This is a genomic window from Acinetobacter sp. IK23 (assembly GCF_035615275.1).
In the GTDB taxonomy this organism is placed as follows: domain Bacteria; phylum Pseudomonadota; class Gammaproteobacteria; order Pseudomonadales; family Moraxellaceae; genus Acinetobacter; species Acinetobacter seifertii.
The window spans coordinates 97932-119823 of sequence record NZ_JANBNX010000008.1; the positions used below are offsets into that span (position 1 = coordinate 97932).

A 21892-nucleotide genomic window follows, 5' to 3' on the forward strand; every position below is an offset into this window, starting at 1 on the left:
CTTTTTAATATCTGTATACCAATTAGTGATGTTTATACCATCCACGGTGTAATCCATTATCATGACGATAATAAGCGCGATCATTGTAATAACGACGGTCTTCACGATCATAGCGACGATCGTAACGGCGGTCATCTCGATCATAACGACGGTCATAACGGTCATCATAGTTACGGTCTTGACCAACTTTACGACCTAAAGCAGAACCACCAGCGGCCCCTACTGCTGCACCGATATACCCACCGTTTGTACCACCCATGTTTTTACCAACGGTATAACCAGCACCACCACCTAAAGCGCCACCAATAGCCGCTTCTGTACGGTTACGACGGTCACTTGCTGCGGCTGCACCACCAGCACCACCTAAAGCAGCACCAATTGTTGCGCCAGATGTACCACCAATACTTCTACCAATTGCTGTACCGACTACACTACCTAGAGCCGAAGTTGCTGCTACACGGGTACCATTATCTGCATGTGCAACTGACACCATAGAGGTTGTTGCGATTAATGCACTTGCTAACCAAATATTCATTTTCATTTTGGAACTCCATGCTCATTTTGCTGAAGAGCAATCTTTAATATCTTGAGCTAAATGTAATTAAAAATTTCGTGAAAATTATGGAGAAGGGCAATGTCGATACAATAGTTTTGTGTCTGCTTTGTATTGGTTGTATTAAGATGTGAATAAATCATGAACGATATATTTTAAGACCACAAAATTTTAACTATAAAAAAACACCCGAAGGTGTTTTTAAGTCTATGTCTTCACTGTGATTAGTGGCGATGACGGTGTTTTTTCTTCCAGTGTTTTGAAGATCGATCATAATCACGGTCTTTAGAAATTTTATTACCTAAAGCACCACCACCTGCCGCACCTAAAGCAGCACCGATGTATCCACCGTTTGTACCACCCATGCTTTTACCAACAGTATAGCCAGCACCACCACCTAAACCACCGCCAATTGCAGATTCTGTACGGTGACGACGATCACTAGCAACTGCTGCACCACCAGCACCACCTAAAGCAGCACCAATTGTTGCGCCAGATGTACCACCCATGCTTTTACCAATTGCAGTACCAGCAACACTACCTAAAGCTGAAGCAGCTGCTACGTGAGTTGTATTATCAGCATGTGCTACAGTCATCATAGAAGTAGCTAAAACCGCACTACATAATAAAGTATTTAATTTCATTACTTACTCCATGTCCCAAGTTGCAGGACCATATATCTTTCGTTACGGCAAATGTAACAAAACACTTCTCTTTAAATGTGGAGAACCCTCATTTGATTATTGGAGTTTAGTGTCTCGTTTGTATGCTTTCTATTAAAAACGTATGTAAAACCATCAATCTGACCGAAAAATTGACCAATACAAATGTTTGAAAATAAGTAGTGAGCGTTTGATAGGGAAAATATCTAATTTAATGTACTTAGGAATGTTGAGAAGCCTATTCTAAAGTTCATGAATTGAAGGATTACATATGTCATTTAATCAGCATAATCTGTAAACTATGCGCTATTTTTATGATTTGGCTTATCTTCTTATATTTATCTAGATAAGTTTTTTGGACTTTTGAGATATTTCCTCTTATGAAAGCGTCACTCCGTTTACGACTTGATCAACTCTGTGATCGTCATGAAGAACTTACCGCATTGCTTGCAGATGCAGAAGTGATTTCCGATAACAAACGTTTCCGTAAACTGTCTCGTGAACATAGTGATTTAAGTGAAATTACCGAAGTTTGGGGCAAATACCGTCAAGCAGAAGAAGACATTGAAACTGCTGAAATGATGAAGTCGGACCCTGACTTTAAAGATATGGCAGAAGAAGAAATTCAGGCGAATAAAGCATTGCTTGAAGAACTAGAAAGCCAGCTCAATATTTTGATGATTCCAAAAGATCCAAATGACTCTAATGCTGCTTATTTAGAAATTCGTGCTGGAACAGGTGGTGACGAAGCTGCAATTTTCTCAGGCGATTTGTTCCGTATGTACAGCAAATATGCCGAGACACAAGGCTGGCGTATTGAAGTCCTTTCTGAAAATGAAGGTGAGCATGGTGGTTTTAAAGAAGTCATTTGCCGTGTAGATGGTGATGGCGTTTATGGCCGTTTGAAGTTTGAAAGTGGCGCGCACCGAGTACAACGTGTGCCAGCGACTGAATCACAAGGCCGTGTGCATACATCGGCTTGTACGGTTGCAATCTTGCCTGAAATTGATGTTGATACTAACGTTGAAATTAATCCGGCAGATTTACGTATTGATACTTACCGTGCGTCAGGTGCGGGTGGTCAGCACATTAACAAAACCGATTCGGCAGTACGTATTACTCATATTCCAACGGGTACAGTCGTTGAGTGCCAAGAAGAACGTTCGCAGCATAAAAACAAAGCTAAAGCGATGGCTTTATTAGTATCACGGTTAGAAAACGCAAAACGTGCAGCAGCCGATGCAGCGACTTCTGAAATGCGCCGTGATTTAGTTGGTTCTGGTGACCGTTCTGAACGTATTCGTACTTATAACTACCCACAAGGTCGTATGACGGACCATCGTATTAACCTAACTTTATATAAGTTAGACGCGATTATGGAAGGTGATTTAACTGAATTGCTCGATAGCTTACATCGTGAATATCAGGCAGATCAGCTTGCGATGCTTGCACAGGAAAATGGCGGCTAATGAATATTGCTCAAGCGCTTGCAATTCGTGGTGAGCCTGACAGTTATGAACGACAAGAAAATGCTTGGTTACTTGAGCATTTTCTAAAAATTAATTCGCTTGAATTAAAGTTTAGACTTGAGCAAGAGTTAACAGCCCAACAAGAGCAAGACTATATAGCTGGTCTTGAACGTATTCAAAAAGGTGAACCTTTAGCTTATGTAACGGGTTCACAGCCATTTTGGACGCTCGATTTAAAAGTAACGTCTGATACTTTAGTGCCACGTCCAGATACTGAGATTTTAGTTGAAACCGTTTTAAATCTATATTTGCCAAATACTGCAAATATTGTTGATTTGGGAACGGGAACAGGTGCAATTGCGCTTGCATTAGCAAGTGAACGTCCAGATTGGCAAGTCACGGCAACTGATATTTATGCGCCTACTTTAGAAGTCGCAAAAGAAAATGCACTAGCTCATGATTTACAACGTGTAAAATTCGCTTGCGGTGCTTGGTTTGAAGCACTCGAACTACAAAAGTTTGATTTAATTGTTTCTAATCCGCCGTACATTGACCCTGAAGATGAACACATGCAAGCTTTGGCAACAGAACCACGCCGTGCATTGGTTGCAGACCATCAAGGATTGGCTGATATTGAAATTATTATTTCTCAAGGGAAAAACTGGTTAAAACCACAAGGCTGGATTGCACTAGAGCATGGTTATGATCAGGGGCAGGCAGTTCGAAATATATTTGCTGAACAAGGTTTTAGTCAGATTAAAACTATTCAAGATTATGGCCAAAATGATCGCGTCACTTTGGCATCATTATAAGTAAAATTGAAACTATTTAAGCGGAGCTAAGAGTAGCTTCTCGGTATGCACCTGGGCTAATACCTGTCCATTTTTTAAAAGCACGGTGAAAAGCACTTGGGTCGTGGAAATTTAAGTCCTCACTAATGTCTTGTATTGAATCATTACTTTTGCTTAAGCGTTCAATCGCAATATCACAACGAATTTCATTTTTAATTTGTTGATAACTTACCCCTTCATGTTTGAGGCGACGTTGAACAGTAGCTTCCGAAATATTGAGTTGCTGTGCTACATCTTTAAGTTCGGGCCATTGAGCAGGGTGAAGCTTTAATAAATGACGACGAATAAGAACGCTCAAGGCATTTTCATTTTTAAAGCGAACTAAAAGATTTTGTGGAGTTTGTTCTAAAAAATCATAAAGCGCTTTTTTATCTTTTTTAATTTTAATATCTAAGTAGTGGGCATCAAACTCAACCTGATTTATCTCGGCATTAAATTGTATATCTTCACAAAAACGGACTAGATAATCTTGAATATCGTTCGGTTTTGAACAGCGTACAGTAATACTGTTTAAGCCAATTCGTTGATCTACTAACCAGCACATAAGCCCATGTACCAACATTAAAAAAGTTGCGTAGGTAAACATACGTTTGGGGTGTCCACGATCACGAATGACCAAATAAGCTTTTTCTTGTTCTCGAATTAACTCTCCACGCATATCATCTAAAACGAAGTTAAAAAACTTCAAAATATCATAGAGAGCCTTTTCTAAAGTTTCAGCCGTACTGACGAGTTTTGTAAGTAATTTATAGCTACCACGACGCATCGGGTGGCTATCCATACCAAAAAATTCATCATTCATGGCATTGGCAAGTTCAATCCATAATTTTGCATATGTTGCTACCGGAACTCGAGCTTTGGGTGTCATGAGCAATTCAGCAGGAATACCTGCTTTATTCAAAATAATTTGAGTATTTAGCCCTTTGGCATAAGCTGCACTTAATGCTTCATGTACCAGTGCAATCGAAATTGTTCCTTTACTTAAAGAAGATTGGACAACCATGTCAAAGACTCATTTTTTACGTATTTCAAGTGAAATATTTCATATTCAAAATTTGGATTGATCAAAAGCTGCAAGCATTTTGAGGTTTTTTGAAATTGTATCGGAAAAAAACAACTTTTACTCTCACTACTAAGGTTAAAGAACATTTCTATAGGACGTTACATAATGAAAATTCAAGGAAAACATTTCGTGATTACAGGTGGTGGCTCTGGTTTAGGGGCTGCAACGGCTGAATATTTAGTGCAACAAGGCGCCTCAGTCACGTTGGTTGACATGAATGTAGAAGCAGGTGAGCAGCAGGCGAAACAACTAGGACCAAAAGCTGACTTTGTAAAACTTGATGTAACCGATGAAGTTGCTGCTGAGCAGTTCTTTAAAGATGTCTTAGTCAAACATAGTCATTTACATGGTTTGGTGAATTGTGCTGGTATTGGCCCTTCTGCGAAAGTAGTTGGCCGTGAGGGTGTTCATGACTTGGGGTTATTTGCAAAGACTTTAAATATTAATGTCACAGGTACATTTAACATGCTGCGTTTTGCAGCAGATGCAATGAGTAAAAATACAGTTGAAGCAGGCGAAGAGGACCGTGGTGTCATTGTTAACACTGCTTCTGTTGCAGCATTTGACGGTCAAATTGGTCAGGCAGCGTATTCTGCATCAAAAGGCGCTATTGTTGCGATGACTTTACCGATTGCTCGTGAGTTAGCGAGACATGCTATTCGTATTATGACCATAGCACCGGGAATTATGGAAACTCCAATGCTTAAGGGTATGCCGCAAAATGTACAAGATGCTTTGGGGCAAATGGTTCCGTACCCATCTCGTTTAGGAAAACCAGAAGAGTTTGCTCGTTTGGTTGCGCATATTGCTGAAAATTCCTATTTAAATGGTGAAGTTATCCGTCTAGATGGTGCAATTCGCATGGCAGCAAAATAATAAAATAAGGATGTTGAAATGATTCTAAATGCTGAACAAAGCATGGTTCAGGAGATGATGCGTAACTATGCGCAAAATCAGTTAAAACCAACAGCTGCACATCGCGATAAGACCCATGAATTTCCGGCTCAGGAGTTAAAAGATTTAGGTGCACTAGGCGCTATGGGGATGACCGTGCCCGATGAATGGGGCGGTGCCGGAATGGACTATGTTTCTTTAGTCCTTGCTATTGAAGAAATTGCCGCAGGCGATGGTGCTATTTCGACAATCGTAAGTGTTCAAAACTCTTTGATTTGCGGTATTACACTGGCATACGGTTCAGAGCAGCAAAAACAAACCTATTTGCCAAAATTTGCCTCTGGCGAATGGCTAGGGTGCTTTTGTTTAACTGAACCACATGTTGGTTCCGATGCGAGTGCGATTTTATGTAAAGCCGAGCGAGATGGCGACTATTGGGTGCTCAATGGTGTAAAGCAATTTATTACCAGTGGTAAAAATGCTCAAGTGGCTTTGGTGTTTGCGGTTACAGATAAACAGGCTGGGAAAAAAGGCATTTCGTGCTTTCTTGTACCGACCAATACACAAGGTTACTTGGTGACTCGAATTGAAGACAAAATGGGTCAACATGCTTCGGACACCGCGACCATAACGTTAGAGGACTGCCGGATTCCTTTAGAAAATTTGGTGGGACAAGAAGGTGAAGGTTATAAAATTGCGCTATCTAATTTAGCGGCTGGTCGTATTGGTATTGCGGCTCAATCTGTTGGTATGGCAAGAGCTGCTTTTGATGCAGCCGTGCAATATGCAAACGAGCGTAAGGCCTTTGGTGTAGAACTGGTTCAGCATCAGGCGGTTGGTTTTCGCTTAGCCGATATGGCAACTCAGATTGAAGCAGCACATCAGCTAGTTTTACACGCGGCAACTTTAAAAGATGCGGAGCTACCTTGTTTAAAAGAAGCCTCAATGGCGAAACTCTTTGCATCAACTATGGCTGAGCGAGTGTGTTCGGATGCAATCCAGATTCATGGTGGTTATGGATACGTCAGTGATTTCCCTGTTGAGAGAATTTATCGGGATGTCCGTGTAAGCCAGATTTATGAAGGTGCTTCAGATATTCAACGTTTGGTGATTGCTCGTGAGGTGGCTCAAGTTTAGTTCATAAGATATTGAGTTTTTAAACTTAAAACTGCAAGAAGCCGCACATCATGTGCGGTTTCTTGCAATTGAAATGGAACATTTTTGCTATTAGTTTTGTTTGAAATAGATGGAAAAGTTGAAGAAATATTCTTCGAGCTTTAGCTAAAACAATAACAGTCAGGACAGATTTTGTGGCCTAACACAAAATTAATTATCAAACGGAATGAAGGTGAGCATCATGAAAACTTTAGCAGAAGCTTATCAGCAATTTGATCTTGCAAAACTTATTGAAGGGCAACTTGTTGGGCATCCCCAAGCGATAAATGCTTATGTTGAGTGCTGTGAGCGTTATGTAGGAAAAAATAAAATAGCGCTCATTTGGGAAGGAAAAAACGGACAGGCAGAGCACTATACTTTCGAACAACTTGCTGAGCTTTCTGGAAAACTTGCTAACTTCTTTAAAGCGCAAGGAATTCAATCTGGAGATTGTATTGCAGGACTTCTACCGAGAACGCCTGAGTTATTAATTACAATTCTGGCAACGTGGCGTATAGGCGCTATTTATCAGCCTTTATTTACTGCCTTTGAAGCAAAATCGATTGATCACCGTATTACGACTGCTCAAACTAAATTGATTGTGACCAATGATGAACAGCGCCCTAAACTGAATACCTTGAATGTTCCGGTTATTGTCACTGTTCATCAGACTGGTCCTTTGTCTGAGCATGACTTCGATTTTTGGCATTCCTTACAACGCTATTCTGAGCAATGTGAGCCAGTAAATCGTAGCTTTGAAGATGACTTTTTAATGATGTTTACCTCTGGCACAACTGGACTTGCGAAGTCTGTACCCGTTCCACTAAAAGCAATTTTGGCATTTAAAGGTTATATGACTCATGCTGTCGATTTGCGTGAAGAGGATATGTTCTGGAATTTGGCAGATCCGGGCTGGGCGTATGGTTTGTATTATGGCATTACCGGCCCTTTAAGCTTGGGGCATAGCATTATTATGGATGAGCGTTCATTTAATGTAGATCAGGCAATTGAGCTAATTAAAAAGTATAAAGTAAGTAATTTAACAGGATCGCCAACAGCATTTCGAATGTTCTTTGGGTTTAAGGAAAAATTTGACCCTTCAATTAAACAACATTTACGAGTAGTGAGTAGTGCCGGTGAGCCATTAACTCCTGAGGTTGTGAACTGGTTTAAACAGGATTTAGAGGTCAATATTTTTGATCAGTATGGCCAAACTGAACTCGGCATGGTAATTGCGAACCACCATGCGCTTGAGCACCCATTAAAAGTAGGTTCAGCTGGTTTTGCAATTCCTGGGCATCGTTTTGCGGTATTAGACCAAAATTATCAAGAATTACCAACTGGTGGTGTTGGTATTTTGGCGATGGACTCGGAGCAATCGCCATTGATGTGGTTTAAAGGCTATGGTGGCAATAATCGAAAATCGTTTGTTGGTAAGTATTATTTAACAGGTGACACGGTCACTTTAAACGAACATGGCGGCATTGATTTTGTTGGTCGTGCTGACGATGTCATTACAACATCGGGCTACCGAGTTGGACCATTCGATGTTGAAAGTACTTTGTTAGAGTGTGAGGCGGTATTAGAGTCAGCTGTAATAGGTAAACCTGATCCGGAACGAACCGAAATAGTCAAAGCTTTTGTGGTACTTAAGCCTGCTTATCAAGCGTGTGAAACATTAAAAGATAAGTTACAGCAATATGTTCGTAACCGTTTATCTCGTCATGCGTATCCAAAAGAAATTGAGTTTGTGGACAGTCTACCAAAAACCACGAGCGGTAAAATTCAAAGAGGACTGTTGAAGCAGCAAGAAATTGCAAAAATGCAGCAAGCCTAAGCAAACTAAATTGAATAAAGGGAAATTATAAATATTTCCCTTTATTTTTTATATTAGATGTCGGCTTTCACTTCTTCACCAATTAAGTAAAACGTTCCACCTGCAATATAGTGCAGGCTTCGAAGTTCTTTTGGTGCATCTTGAAAATGCCAGTGCCCATCTCTAAAAACGCGGCTATCTGCCCAGGCGCCCACAACAGAACCAATAAATAGGTCATGAGCTGACTGATTATGTGGTTCAGGAATAAGTTTACATACCAGCCATGCGATACAACCTGATACAAGCGGACTGGTCAGATCTTTTTGATAAAACAGCTCAACCCCGCAGTGTTCAAGTTTTTGTGGGTCATGTAATTTGCTAATGGTACCAAGTTGCTTGGTCATATTGAGCTGTGCATAGCAAGGAACTTGTAGTGTGAAATAACCACTTTGCTCAACCAGCTGTCGGGTTTTAGTACTTTTATCTAAAACGACCGTCACTTTGGCAGGTTTAAACTCTAAGGCACATGCCCATGCGGCAGCCATCACGTTACGGTCATCACCATGCTGAGCAGAGACTAGTACAGTTGGACCATGATTTAACAAACGATAAGCTTTTTCTAACTCTACAGGTGCAATATATGATTGCGTCATATTTAGCCTAAGTAATAAAGAAAATAGATATTTCTATTGTTGCAGAAAGCTTGATAGATGCAATGTTGGTAAATAAGGTTTATTAGAATAAAAAAGTTGTTTCTATTTTATAGCTTTCATAATGATTGACTTAGTCATAAAATCATTTGGCTTCTAAGTGAAAGGATTAACGTGTGACCGAGCTTCAAGATATCGATTTTGTAGAGTTAAGTGATGAAGAAATGCATCTCTATAGCCGTCAGATTTTACTTGATGGATGGGATATTGAAGCTCAGGAAAAACTCAAACTTGCCAATGTGCTGATTGTGGGTGCTGGTGGCATAGGCTGTAGCAGTGCAGAACTACTTGCACGAGCAGGAGTTGGGAAAATTACCCTCATTGATGCAGATACCATTGAGATAAGTAATTTACAGCGCCAAATCGCATTTGGTCATGAAGATATTGGTCGTTATAAAGCTGAAGTTCTAGCAAAACGGTTACAGAAAATTAACCCTTATATCTGCGTTGAATACTTTAATGAACGTTTAGACGAACATAACATTGATAGACTTGTTGAACACCAAGACGTCGTTTTAGATGGTTGTGATAACTTTACAACTCGCTATTTAGTGAATAGTGCTTGTAAGAAACATCAGGTCGCATTAATTAGTGCTTCTGCAATTGGCTTTCAGGCGCAAATGTTTATGGTAGAAGGTGATTCAGCTTGTTATGAATGTTTATTCCCAAAAGAACAGCATGACAATGAAGGCCTGCGCTGTGCAGAGTCAGGAGTGCTTGCAACAACTCCTGTAATGATAGCGTCATTACAAGCGCATCACACTTTGTTATATTTAGGGCTTAATCGCAGTCCTTTGAAACAAAAACTATTACTTTGGAATGGGTTAAATATGACACAACGTATTGTTAATTTTGATAAAGATATAAATTGTCCACTTTGTCAGGCAAGCTAATCAGCAAATAAAGCAAAATTTGCTACACTTGATACGAATATTCTGGTTCTAAAGAAATATGAAAAAAAATATTTTATTTGATGGATTGCGCTCAGTTGCGCGTATCGGTGAAACCGCAGTGGTTGCGGCTAAAGCTGGTATTAAGTACGCAACTGATAAGCCAAGTAATGCCAAACTCATGCGTGAGACTTTTGAGTCGCTTGGCTCAACATATATTAAGCTTGGTCAGTTTATCGCGAGTACACCATCGCTATTTCCGCGTGAATATGTAGAAGAATTCCAAGGTTGTTTAGATCAGACACCAACTCTGCCATTTAGTTATATTCAAGGCGTGCTTGCCTCTGAATTTGAAGGGCGTGATTTAAACCAGATTTTTAGTTATATCGATGAGAAACCTTTAGCTTCTGCTTCAATTGCTCAGGTTCATGCGGCTAAACTGACGACCGGTGAAGATGTCGTTATTAAAGTACAAAAACCTGGTGTAGAAACTATTTTATACACTGACTTAAATGTGGTGCATTGGGCAGCTAAACTACTTGAACGTGCAGTCCCTAAAATCAAGTTTGCTGCTCTTTCTGACATTGTCGATGAAATTAAAACCCGTATGGTGCGTGAAGTCGACTTTATTGAAGAAGCCCAAAACTTAGATGACTTTATAGAATATTTAAATATTTCTCAAAACCACGCTGCGACAGCACCTAAGGTTTATCATCAGTTTTCTACACGCCGTGTGTTGACCATGCAGCGTTTATATGGTGTGTCTTTGACAGATTTTAGTGTCGTGAAACAATATGCTAAAGATCCGTCACAAGTACTCATTACTGCCATGAATACATGGTTTGGTAGTCTTATGCTCTGTAAGAGTTTCCATGCTGACTTACATGCTGGAAATCTAATGTTGCTTGAAGATGGCCGAATTGGTTTTATCGATTTCGGTATTGTGGGTCAGTTAAAGCCAGAAGTCTGGACAGCGTGTATTGCGTTTATGGATGCCTTACAAAAAACTGATTATCAGGCAATGGCTGAAAATATGCTGAAAATGGGCATGACCCATAATAAGGTTGATGTTCAGGTTTTAGCTCAAGATTTAGAGCGTTTGTTTAATGGCGTATTAATGGCCGATCCACAGCAAATTCTGTCTACCAATCCAGCCGATTTAAACGACATTATGATGGATATGGTAGGTGTTGGTGAGCGCCACGGTATTAAATTCCCACGAGATTTTGCCTTGTTATTTAAGCAAATGCTTTATTTCGATCGTTTTATGCGCGTACTCGCACCATATACTGATATTTATGCAGACCAACGTTTGAAAATGGTTCAAAATATGGAACCTGCTTCGTTGTTAAAGCACTAAGGTCAGTTTAAATTTATGGATGCCATTATTATTGAAGGCTTGAAGGTTGAGACAGTGATTGGCTGTTTCAACTGGGAAAGACAAATCATTCAACCTTTAATGTTGGATTTGACCATCCATAATGATTTGAGCCGAGCTGCAGCGTCTGACAAGCTAGAGGATACACTCAACTATGCGCAGATTTGTGAGTTATCGGCTCAAACCATTCAACAAGCCAAACCTGAGTTAATCGAGCACGCAGCTCATTTGGTTTTACAATGTTTGTTTGAAACCTTTCCAACAATTGAAAAAATTACCATAACCATCCGTAAGCCAGCCATCATTGCAGAAGCTAATGCTGTAGGAATTCGTCTTGAACGCACCAGAAACAATTTTTGCACTCGCCCTAGCGAGTAATTTAGACGCAGATCAGCACTTTACTTTTGCTTATATGCAATTAGCTACTTTGGGGAAAGTGCAGTTTTCATCTGTTTATCAAATTCCATGCCGAGATGGTATTGGAGATGATTATTGGAATTCAGCATGTCTATTAAAAAGCACTTTATCATCTGAACAAATTGAATCTTTTTTAAAGAAACTTGAGTCAGATTCGGGGCGTGTTCGACCATCGCATCATATTTCTTTAGATGTAGATTTGATTGCATGGGGAAGTGATTTGGACCATATGCAATTTAATTCTAAAAAATTACCTTTGGCACTCGATGTAGAAATTCCTTTATATGAACTTTGGCATTGTGAAAGACTAAAGGCTGATAGTAAGCTTTACCCAGTTGTTAATTTTAAATTTTAAGGTCTTTCAAACTAAAATTTACGCAAAATTTACGCGGCCTTTGAGTTCCTCAATAGAGAATTTACGAGCATTTTATCCATACTGAAATCCACTAAATTAGTGTTACTTCAGGACAATAAAGATGCTTATAAATTCTCAAATGCGCATCTTGCATCAGTCTGGCATAGTCTTATGCGGACTAAAAACAAATGATATTTCCCCATCTCTCCTTATTTCCATTTTGGCAAATCAAGCCAATGGATCTAGAGGAGAATAGCCATGTTAGAACTTATCCTTGTTTTATTTATTGCTATTTTTTTAGCATGGTGTCTCAGCAAATATCTATCCAAAGTGATGACAAATCAGCCGATGGTTGGCGATGGATTATTTCGTTGGATTGAAAATCCTGTATATCGCTTGTTAGGTATATCTCCACAACAACAAATGAACTGGAAACAATATTCTTTAGCATTTGTTGTTAGCTGTGTTTTTCTAGCTGTGGCCGTTTTTGCTATTTTTATGACGCAAGCATGGCTGCCATTAAACCCAAATCATGCACCAAATATGAGTTGGGATTTAGCGTTACACACGGTTATTTCATTTTTAACCAACACAAACCAACAGCATTATTCTGGTCAAGCTCAATTGTCTTATTTGTCGCAAATGACAGGTATCGTGGGATTGCAAGTCATTACTCCAATGATGGGGCTGGCTTTAGTTGTAGCGACCTTAAGAGCTTTCTTTTATCAGCGCCCAAGCCATATTGCAGCCGATGTTGCCGAGCAGCCAGACCAAATTTTAATTGGTAATTATTGGGCAGATGTAATTCGCCCTACAGTCCGTTTCTTGCTTCCTCTCTGTTTTGTTTGGTCATTGTTGCTTAACAGCCAAGGCGTACCAGCAACTTTTCAGGGGGGGCCAGAAGTACAGCTTATTGATAAAGCAAATACCGTACAAACCCAAAAAATTCCATTAGGTCCAGTTGCACCCATGGTTGCTGTTAAGCAATTGGGTAGTAACGGTGGTGGCTGGTATGGTCCAAATAGTTCTGTACCTTTAGAAAATCCAACGCCGCTATCTAATTTATTAGAAATGATTGCGATTTTACTCATTCCAATTACAGTCGTTTTTATGGTGGGACATTTTACTCGACGTAAAAAATTTGCCTACTTTGTGTTTGGTAGCATGCTTTTAATGTCAGTTATTTCAGGTGCAGCAGCTGTCTGGTCTGAAAGTATGTCATCGACTGCATCGCAAATTGCTGTAATGGAAGGTAAAGAACAACGATTTGGTGCTGCATCATCGGCAGTTTGGGCTGCGCTGACCACACAAGTGAATAATGGTTCGGTCAATATGATGCATGATTCTTCGGCACCACTTACTGGGCTGGTTGAACTCATTAATATGTTGATTAATGCCATTTGGGGTGGTGTGGGCTGTGGTCTGCAACAGTTTATGGTTTATCTGTTACTTGCGGTATTTATTGCAGGCTTAATGACAGGCCGTACGCCTGAGTTGTTTGGGCGCAAAATTGAAGCAGCAGAGATCAAGTTACTTGCGATTATTATCTTAATTCAGCCTCTTATTATTCTGGCTTTTACAGCCTTGAGTCTTAGTATTCCGGGATTATCAGGTATCACAAACCCTGGACCACACGGTATTAGCCAAGTGTTTTATGAATATGTTTCCGCTTTTGCAAACAATGGTTCAGGTTTTGAAGGCCTTGGAGACAATACGGTATGGTGGAATGTCACTTGTAGCATTGCACTTCTTCTAGGACGTTTCCCGACATTAATTTTGCCATTAATGATTGCGACACGTTTAGCAGCAAAAAGAAAAGCACCCGAAACAACAGGTAGTCTTCAGGTTGAAACTCCAACCTTTGCCTTAACGCTGATTACGATTGTTGTATTGCTTACCTTATTACAATTTATGCCAGTTCTTGTCCTTGGGCCAATTGCCGATCAACTTTTGTTGGTTAAAGGCTAAGGAGGCGAGTGAAAATGAATACACAAACTCATGTAAATAGCCATAAAACGACTGTGGCAGTACCAAGTTTTGAAGTTTGGAAAAATGCTTTTGTAAAATTGCTACCACAGCATGCAATTAAAAACCCTGTCATGGCAATTGTATGGCTTGGAACAGTGGTTACTGCGCTAAGTACCGTAATGGGATATGCCACACTGTTGTTTGGTTTGGTCGTCACAGCAATTTTATTTATTACAATTTTATTTGCTAACTATGCTGAAGCGGTTGCAGAGGCTAGAGGTCGTGGACAGGCATCTTCATTACGTGCGGCAAGAGAAAACTTGACTGCTCGAAGACTTAATTCTTTAACAGACCGCCAAGCAACTCAAGTTGCAGCCACTGAACTTCATTTAAATGATTATATTGAAGTTCATGCAGGTGAGCTTGTTCCAGCCGATGGTGAGATTGTAGAAGGTTTTGCCACCATTAATGAATCGGCGGTTACAGGTGAGTCAGCACCCGTGCTACGTGAAGCTGGAACTGACCGTTCTGGTGTTATTGGCGGTACTAAAGTTCTTACAGATCGTATTGTTGTGCAAGTGACTGCGGAATCTGGCCAAAGTTTCTTAGACCGTATGATTGCTTTGGTTGAAGGCTCAAATCGTCAAAAAACACCGAATGAGATTGCACTTGGCTTCTTGTTAATGGTGATGACACTTACATTTTTAATTGTGGTGATTAGCCTACCATTTATTGCTCATTATTTGCATATTGAACTTGATCCAGTTGTACTCGTAGCATTGTTAGTCTGCTTAATTCCAACAACCATTGGTGGCTTGTTACCTGCGATTGGTATTGCGGGGATGAACCGTGCACTCAAAGCCAATGTTTTGGCGAAATCAGGTAAGGCTGTCGAAGTTGCGGGTGACATTGATGTACTTTTACTGGATAAAACAGGAACCATTACATATGGTGACCGTCAAGCGACTTCTTTTTATCCTTTAACCTCGGTAACCGAGTCTGAGTTGAGAGCTGCTGCTTGGGTAAGTTCACTTGCCGACCCAACACCAGAAGGGAAATCGATTGTTAAGTTAGCAAAAGAACAGGGTTTAAAACAGCAAGAACCTGAGCAAGCCGAATTTATCTCTTTTAGTGCTTCGACTCGAATTTCTGGTGTGAATTTACCGAATGGTGAGCAAATTCGTAAAGGTGCTTTAGATGCAATCTTGAAATTTGTAGATGAAGATTATTCTCAAGATCTAGAGTTAAAAGCACGTGTTGAACAAGTTGCCAAAAAAGGTGCAACACCATTGGTTGTCGCAAATCAACATCATGTATTGGGTGTGATTGAACTTTCAGATGTGATTAAACATGGCATTAAAGAACGTTTTGCACGCTTAAGAGAAATGGGTATTAAAACTGTCATGGTCACAGGTGATAACCCATTAACTGCTGCCGCGATTGCTGCGGAAGCAGGTGTAGATGACTATATTGCCGAAGCAAAACCAGAAGATAAATTGGCTTGTATTCGTACTGAACAACAGCAAGGCCGTTTAGTTGCAATGGTTGGTGACGGAACCAACGATGCGCCAGCATTGGCACAAGCCGATATTGGTTTGGCTATGAACTCAGGTACACAAGCTGCTAAAGAAGCCGGCAATATGGTTGATTTAGACTCTGATCCGACCAAACTGCTTGCTGTAGTTGAGATTGGGAAACAGCAGCTAATTACCCGTGGTGCGTTAACAACCTTTTCGTTAGCAAACGACGTCTCTAAATACTTTGCCATCTTGCCTGCATTGTTCGCTGCTGCGATTCCACAAATGCAAGTATTGAATGTGATGCACTTAGCAAGTCCAAACAGCGCAATTTTATCTGCATTAATTTTTAACGCGATTATTATTCCGCTATTAATTCCAATTGCACTTCGAGGTGTGAAATTTAAACCTTCAACTGCAACTCAGTTACTACGTCGAAATATGTTGATTTATGGGGGGGGCGGTGTGGTTCTACCATTCATTGCCATCAAAGCGATTGATGTTGTGATTGTTCAATTATTTGGTTTGTAATCTGGAGTTTGAAATGAAAACTTATGCACAAAATTCAGAAGCAAATTTGGGTCAGACCTTAAGAGCATCTTTCGGACTTCTAATTTTTACCCTTGTCGGTTGTGGTGCTGTTTATAGTGCGATCGCTACAGGTGCAGGACAAGTGTTATTCAATAATCAAGCAAATGGTAGTTTGATTGAAATAGACCATAAAGTTCTAGGGTCAAAATTAGTCGCTCAGCCATTTGTTGGAGAGGCTTATTTTCATCCACGTCCTTCAGCAGTTGCTTATGACCCAATGTCTATGGGGGCCACAAACTTAGCTCTTACCAATCCAGAGCTTCAAAAACAAATTGATGCTCAGATTCTTGCGGTTAAACAACAAGACCACACAGGTAATACCCCTATTCCAAGTGATTTAGTGACGAAATCAGGTAGTGGTATCGATCCGCATATTAGCCCAGAGGCAGCCCAGTTACAGGTTGCCAGAGTGGCTCAAGCGCGTCATTTAGACCCGAAAGTTGTAGAAGAGTTACTTCAAAAGCATATTGAACCAGTTCAGTTTGGTGTACTAGGGCAAGCTCGTGTTAATGTATTAGAACTCAATATCGCTTTAGATCAATTACAATCTACACATTAACTTGAAAATAAAATTGTTAGTTTACCGGATGATATCAAGTGCAAAGCAATCGCGAAAATCAGGCTGAAGCCTTATTAAATCATGTCAACAGATATCAAGCCGGTCGACTAACGGTCTTTCTCGGTGCGGCACCTGGTGTTGGAAAAACCTATGCCATGCTTGCCCGGGCCAAAGAACTATTTCAACAGGGCACAGATGTTGTTGTGGGTATTGTTGAAACCCATGGAAGAATAGAAACTCTAAAAATTTTGGAAGGGTTGCCTCAAATTGCTAGAAAGGAAATGCAATATCAGGGGCATACTTTAGAAGAAATGGACTTGGATGCTATTTTACTCAGGCATCCAGAAATTGTTTTAGTTGATGAGTTGGCTCATCGCAATATACCAAATAGTCGCCATGAACGACGGTGGCAAGATGTCAATGAATTGCTAGATGCAGGTATTGATGTATTTACCACCATGAATATTCAGCATTTAGAAAGCTTAAACGATGTGGTACATCAGATTACGGGCATTCGAGTAAATGAAACTGTGCCAGATCGTGTATTTGATCGTATTCGAGACATTCGTTTAATTGATTTACCTGTTAGTGAACTCATTGAAAGGCTCCATCAAGGAAAAGTTTATGTCCCGGAGCAAGCGAATCTGGCATTGCAAGGCTTTTTTAGCATTTCAAATTTAACAGCATTGCGTGAACTAGCAATGCAATGCGTTGCTGAGCATGTCGATTTAGATTTAAAACAGAGTTACACCTCTAAGGGTTTGAAGTCTATTTCGCTGCAAAATGAACTGATGATTGCGATAGATGGACAAGGTTCTTCTGAATATTTAGTGCGGGCAGGTTGTCGGTTAGCTGAACGCTATGGAGCAACATGGACTGTAGTGAATGTTGCTAAAAGTCTGGACTTTAGTCAGAGTCCAGCAAATTCATATAAAAAAGAATATATCGAAATTGACCGAGCATTTGAGCTGGCTCGCCAACTCGGGGGGCGAACAGAAGTCTTATATGGGCATCGAGTTGCATCAGTGTTAATGGATGCTGCACTTGATCGAGGTATTTCCAATCTGGTCATTGGTAAAAGTATTTCGCCGTGGTGGTTAAAGTTATTTAAGAAAAATTTAGCTCAACAATTACTTAATCAAGAAAATTCGATTGCTTTAACCATTTTGCATCCAGAACAGGGTACTAAAAAGATCACTCAGCTTGAAAAACCATCATTTCTATCATTAAAAGAAAGTGTTTTTGTTCTAGCTGTTACATGTGCCAGTATTTTTATAGCGCACTTTGCCGAAGTTCTATTGGGTATTGAAGACTTTTCTGTCATTTTCATTATTTCAGTTTTAATTGTAGCAACCAAAACTAGAATGCTCGCTGCTGTAGTGGCTGCTCTTATTTGTTTCTTAGCCTACAATTTTTTCTTTATAGCACCACGTTTTACATTTCAAATTTCAGCACATCAAGGCGTAGTGACTGTAGTTGCTTTTTTTGCGGCTGCTTTAATTGCTGGGCGGTTGGCTTCTCAGTTACGTCAGCAGGTTTTGTCTTTAAAAGCTGCGAATGCCTACACCACAGTGATGCAAGACTTGGCACGTAAGCTTTCTAGTGCGGTGAACCTTGAAGAAGTCATGCAAACAGGACGTATGACTTTAGAAACCCAGCTTCAAACTAAAGTGTGGATTTCTATTCAAGATAGAGTCATTTCATCTGATATTGAGCTAAACGATAAAGAAAAAGTAGCTGCAGAATGGTGCTTGAAACATCAACAACCGTGTGGACGTTTTACCGATACCCTTAGTCAATCGAACTGGTGGTTTTTACCACTTTTAGAGCAAAAAAATAGCCTAGGTATAGTTGGAATTTACTTTAAGGATGACGTAGTTTCTCTAAATTTTGAGCAAAAGAAACTGACGGAAAGTGTAATTGAGTATATTGCACAGGCAGCACTTCGAACCCAATTGGTGAATGAACTCGAACAAGCAAAAGTCACCAGTGAAACAGAGCGCTTACGTTCTGCTTTATTATCTTCAGTATCGCATGATTTACGTTCACCACTTGCTTCTATTATTGGCGCAGCAGACACGCTTGCCAATTTTAAAGCTGATATGTCAGAACAAGACCAGCAAGATTTACTTGAAACAATTCATTTAGAAGGTGAGCGTTTAGACCGTTATATTCAAAATTTGCTTGATATGACGCGCTTAGGCCACGAAGGCTTAACTTTAAAAAGAGACTGGATTGGAGTAGATGAGTTAATTGGTTCGGCAACCCGCCGTTTAAAGCGTTATAAACCAGATACCCAAGTGGTTGTTCAGTTACCTGAGAAACCGATTAGTTTATATGTTCACCCTGCACTGGTAGAGCAAGCTATTTTTAATGTTTTAGAAAATGCCGCAAACTTTTCACCTTCAGATGAATCTGTCATGATTCGTGCTCAACTTTCATCAGAAGATGAAGTAAAAATTGAAATTGAAGATAGAGGTGCGGGAATTCCTGAAGACGAAAGACATCGTATTTTTGATATGTTTTATACGATGGAACGAGGAGACCGTGGAAAATTTGGTACTGGTTTAGGGCTTACAATCGTAAAAGCGATTATTGGTGCTCATATGGGTACAATAGAAGCATTTTCAGGGCGCCAAAATAAAGGTACTTTAATTCAAATCAGATTACCCATTCACCCCGTAAAAGAATAAGTTGTAAATTCATGATAAGTTCCGAAACATCACCTGTAGAAACACGCATTGTGATTATTGATGATGAGCCTCAAATTCGTAAATTTTTAGACATCGCTTTAAGAACTCAAAAATATAAAACCACGCTCTGCGAAACGGGTTATAAAGGTCTAGAAGCTTTAGCAACACAAGGGGCTGATTTGGTTATTCTAGATTTGGGCTTACCCGATTTAGATGGGAAAGAAGTGCTTCAAGAGTTACGTAGCTGGTCGACTGTGCCGGTTATTGTTTTATCTGTACGCGCTGATGAATACGAAAAAGTTGCTTTGTTAGATGCTGGCGCAAATGATTACATGACCAAACCTTTTAGTGTCCAAGAACTTTTGGCGCGCATACGTGTCATCTTAAGAAATCAACCGATTCAGCAAGAAGCACATATTTATGACGATGGTTATCTTAAAGTCGATGTCACGCAGCGTTTGGTTTGGATTGAGCAACAGCCAATTACTTTAACTCGAAAAGAATTTCAACTTTTAACGCTATTAATGCGCTATCAAGGGCAGCTTTTAACACAGCCACAGCTCTTAAAAGAACTATGGGGGCCAACCCATCAGGAAGATACGCATTATTTACGTATTTTAGTAGGTAAGTTGCGCAGTAAACTGGGAGATAACGCAATTCAGCCACGCTATATTGCTACTGAACCTGGTGTGGGATTACGCTTTTTAGCTAAACAGAAAAATAATTAATGAGATATAAAAAAAACCTTAGGGTATTTCTCCCTAAGGGTTTGCAAAGTGGTTTATAGTTTTTTTGCTTTTTTATTTATATATCCCAATGTTGTTCTGCTTCAGTCATTTGGCTGTAAATGCTTTGATATTCAGCCTGTTTAACTGTGTACCAATGTTCGACAAAGTCAGCGCCTAAATATCCTTTTAAAATAAGGCTTCCTTTAAATATTTTTAAGGCTTCTGGTTGGTTGTTGGCTAATAAAATGTGCTCATCTTGAAACTTCAAAAGATGTGCAGGTTTTGGTAGCGGTAACTTATGAGATAAGCCATAAGATACGCCCGCTAAAATAGTGGCTGTAACCAGATAGGGGTTACAGTCAGCTCCAGCAACCCGATATTCTAAGCGTTGATTTTGTACATCTGAGCATGGAATACGAATTGCGACATTACGATTATTGGTATCCCAATTGGCTTCTAATGGCACATGATGACCAATTTTAAAACGTCTATAAGAATTAATATTAGGCGCTAAAATCGCCATAGATGCAGGCATTAACTCAATGAGTCCGCTAATCGCGTTGAGTAATTTGGCTGCCAGCTCATCTTTTTCTTCTTCTGAGCTAAATATATTTTCATGGTATTGATTGAGCATGCTCATATGAAAATGCATGCCACTACCAGCTTTTGCCAAGTTCGGTTTCGCCATGAAACAAGCGGTTAAGTCATGCTTTCTTGCAACTTGCTTTACAATTCTTTTTAAAGCATTAATTTGATCGCATAGCTTCAAAATGTCATGGCTATGTTGAAGATTTAGTTCATATTGTCCAGGTGATGACTCCGCAACAATCGCGGTAATTTCAATAGATTGCAGTAGGGCGGCTTTTTCAACTTCATCTAGGACTTGTTGATAGTTATTGGGTGCATCTATATCAAAGCATTGGTTTTCTATACATGTGTCAGCCTGATTCTGAGGTGAGAAAAGATAAAACTCTAATTCTGCAGCCATGACAGGAAAGTAATTATTAGCATGTAACTGATTTAATATTTTTTTTAATATATTGCGTGGTTCATAACGGCAGTCTGTGCCATCTTCTTCTTGCATGGATAGGTAAAGCTGGGCATTTAATTCAGGTGATAAAGCACTAGGTTGTAAGCTGCCTAAAATGGGCAGGCAAAGTCTATCTGGTTCACCGATATATTTTCCTAAGCCTGTCTCTTCAATCACTTTACCATCAAGACTCATGGCATAAACAGAAAGTGGAAAATAACATCCATTCGATAGATTTTTTAGACTTTTAACATCAATACGTTTACCACGAATATGCCCGTTTAGATCGTGTAGACAAATATCAATGTGTTGAGTCTGAGGATATAAACTTAAATATTCATCAACTTCTTTTAAAAAAAGTTCTGAGTTAAACGTATGGATTTGCGTTTGGGGAATAAAATCATCTGATATTTTAAATGCCTTAAAGTGAGAATCTTTTAAGTTTAAATTGGGGTAAATAAGCGTACTCATTATAAAAAACCTTGGTGGTTATTTAACTCAAATCCTACCTGAGCCTTTGAAGGAAATCGCGTAAAAAAAGAGTAAAAATGGTTGAAGAATGTTTTATGAAAAATTTAATTTTTTATATTTAT

The 21892-nt window shown here is 39.7% G+C and carries 19 protein-coding genes; 14 read left to right on the forward strand and 5 right to left on the reverse strand.

Features of this window, described 5'->3' with window-relative positions; translation table 11 throughout:
• Nucleotides 1-22 precede the first annotated feature (22 nt).
• Together MSG95_RS08425 and MSG95_RS08430 are read right to left on the reverse strand one after the other, a co-directional pair.
• Nucleotides 23-541, reverse strand: a complete 519-nt coding sequence (locus MSG95_RS08425) for a hypothetical protein (RefSeq protein WP_004700859.1) — start codon at nt 539-541, stop codon at nt 23-25.
• A 236-nt stretch (nt 542-777) separates the two neighbouring features.
• Nucleotides 778-1197 carry a glycine zipper domain-containing protein gene (locus tag MSG95_RS08430; RefSeq protein ID WP_004700861.1) on the reverse strand — a complete coding sequence of 140 codons (420 nt, stop codon included), beginning with the start codon at nt 1195-1197 and terminating at the stop codon, nt 778-780.
• A gap of 398 nt (nt 1198-1595) precedes the next feature.
• Between MSG95_RS08430 and prfA the strand changes: the two genes are divergently transcribed.
• Complete coding sequence (prfA, locus tag MSG95_RS08435) at nt 1596-2684, forward strand: peptide chain release factor 1 (RefSeq protein ID WP_004700863.1); 1089 nt, start codon at nt 1596-1598, stop codon at nt 2682-2684.
• A complete protein-coding gene (gene prmC, locus MSG95_RS08440; RefSeq protein WP_077164901.1) occupies nt 2684-3496 on the forward strand; it encodes a peptide chain release factor N(5)-glutamine methyltransferase in 813 nt (270 codons plus the stop codon). The genes prfA and prmC overlap by 1 nt, the downstream gene beginning before the upstream one ends.
• Before the next feature lie 16 nt (nt 3497-3512).
• On the opposite strand, the gene MSG95_RS08445 is transcribed toward prmC, so the two are convergent.
• Nucleotides 3513-4538, reverse strand: coding sequence for an AraC family transcriptional regulator (locus MSG95_RS08445; RefSeq protein WP_077164900.1), 1026 nt, complete (start codon nt 4536-4538; stop codon nt 3513-3515).
• A 165-nt stretch (nt 4539-4703) separates the two neighbouring features.
• Between MSG95_RS08445 and MSG95_RS08450 the strand changes: the two genes are divergently transcribed.
• The 3 genes from MSG95_RS08450 to MSG95_RS08460 all read left to right on the forward strand — a co-directional run bounded on the left by MSG95_RS08450 (nt 4704) and on the right by MSG95_RS08460 (nt 8484).
• A complete protein-coding gene (locus tag MSG95_RS08450; RefSeq protein WP_077164899.1) occupies nt 4704-5474 on the forward strand; it encodes a 3-hydroxyacyl-CoA dehydrogenase in 771 nt (256 codons plus the stop codon).
• Between the two features lie 18 nt (nt 5475-5492).
• Complete coding sequence (locus MSG95_RS08455; RefSeq protein ID WP_077164898.1) at nt 5493-6629, forward strand: acyl-CoA dehydrogenase family protein; 1137 nt, start codon at nt 5493-5495, stop codon at nt 6627-6629.
• A 220-nt stretch (nt 6630-6849) separates the two neighbouring features.
• Entirely contained in the window at nt 6850-8484 is a 1635-nt protein-coding gene (locus MSG95_RS08460; protein WP_324624703.1) for an AMP-binding protein, read from the forward strand.
• Nucleotides 8485-8537: 53 nt separating this feature from the next.
• On the opposite strand, the gene MSG95_RS08465 is transcribed toward MSG95_RS08460, so the two are convergent.
• Nucleotides 8538-9116 (reverse strand): flavin reductase family protein, encoded by a 579-nt coding sequence (locus MSG95_RS08465; RefSeq protein WP_077164896.1) that lies wholly within the window; start codon nt 9114-9116, stop codon nt 8538-8540.
• A gap of 173 nt (nt 9117-9289) precedes the next feature.
• Here MSG95_RS08465 and MSG95_RS08470 point away from each other — a divergent pair, with 173 nt between their 5' ends.
• The 9 genes from MSG95_RS08470 to MSG95_RS08510 all read left to right on the forward strand — a co-directional run bounded on the left by MSG95_RS08470 (nt 9290) and on the right by MSG95_RS08510 (nt 20269).
• On the forward strand, nt 9290-10066 hold the full coding sequence (locus MSG95_RS08470) for a HesA/MoeB/ThiF family protein (protein ID WP_151819306.1): 777 nt from the start codon (nt 9290-9292) through the stop codon (nt 10064-10066).
• Between the two features lie 58 nt (nt 10067-10124).
• Nucleotides 10125-11423 (forward strand): ABC1 kinase family protein, encoded by a 1299-nt coding sequence (locus MSG95_RS08475; protein ID WP_077164894.1) that lies wholly within the window; start codon nt 10125-10127, stop codon nt 11421-11423.
• Between the two features lie 15 nt (nt 11424-11438).
• The gene (folB, locus tag MSG95_RS08480; RefSeq protein WP_004700874.1) at nt 11439-11819 is read left to right on the forward strand and encodes a dihydroneopterin aldolase; all 381 of its coding nucleotides are present in this window, start codon (nt 11439-11441) and stop codon (nt 11817-11819) included.
• The gene (locus MSG95_RS08485) at nt 11776-12213 is read left to right on the forward strand and encodes a 2-amino-4-hydroxy-6-hydroxymethyldihydropteridine diphosphokinase (protein ID WP_077164893.1); all 438 of its coding nucleotides are present in this window, start codon (nt 11776-11778) and stop codon (nt 12211-12213) included. The genes folB and MSG95_RS08485 overlap by 44 nt, the downstream gene beginning before the upstream one ends.
• Nucleotides 12214-12471: 258 nt before the next feature.
• Nucleotides 12472-14181, forward strand: coding sequence for a potassium-transporting ATPase subunit KdpA (gene kdpA / locus MSG95_RS08490; RefSeq protein WP_077164892.1), 1710 nt, complete (start codon nt 12472-12474; stop codon nt 14179-14181).
• Between the two features lie 8 nt (nt 14182-14189).
• Nucleotides 14190-16229 carry a potassium-transporting ATPase subunit KdpB gene (gene kdpB, locus MSG95_RS08495; RefSeq protein ID WP_081410219.1) on the forward strand — a complete coding sequence of 680 codons (2040 nt, stop codon included), beginning with the start codon at nt 14190-14192 and terminating at the stop codon, nt 16227-16229.
• Nucleotides 16230-16242: 13 nt separating this feature from the next.
• Nucleotides 16243-16848: a potassium-transporting ATPase subunit KdpC gene (kdpC, locus tag MSG95_RS08500; RefSeq protein WP_077164890.1), complete on the forward strand. Its 606-nt coding sequence runs from the start codon at nt 16243-16245 to the stop codon at nt 16846-16848.
• Nucleotides 16849-16886: 38 nt separating this feature from the next.
• A complete protein-coding gene (locus MSG95_RS08505) occupies nt 16887-19541 on the forward strand; it encodes a sensor histidine kinase (RefSeq protein ID WP_077164889.1) in 2655 nt (884 codons plus the stop codon).
• An 11-nt stretch (nt 19542-19552) separates the two neighbouring features.
• The gene (locus MSG95_RS08510; protein WP_077164888.1) at nt 19553-20269 is read left to right on the forward strand and encodes a response regulator; all 717 of its coding nucleotides are present in this window, start codon (nt 19553-19555) and stop codon (nt 20267-20269) included.
• A 76-nt stretch (nt 20270-20345) separates the two neighbouring features.
• On the opposite strand, the gene MSG95_RS08515 is transcribed toward MSG95_RS08510, so the two are convergent.
• Nucleotides 20346-21770: a glutamine synthetase family protein gene (locus tag MSG95_RS08515; RefSeq protein WP_077164887.1), complete on the reverse strand. Its 1425-nt coding sequence runs from the start codon at nt 21768-21770 to the stop codon at nt 20346-20348.
• Between the last annotated feature and the right edge of the window lie 122 nt (nt 21771-21892).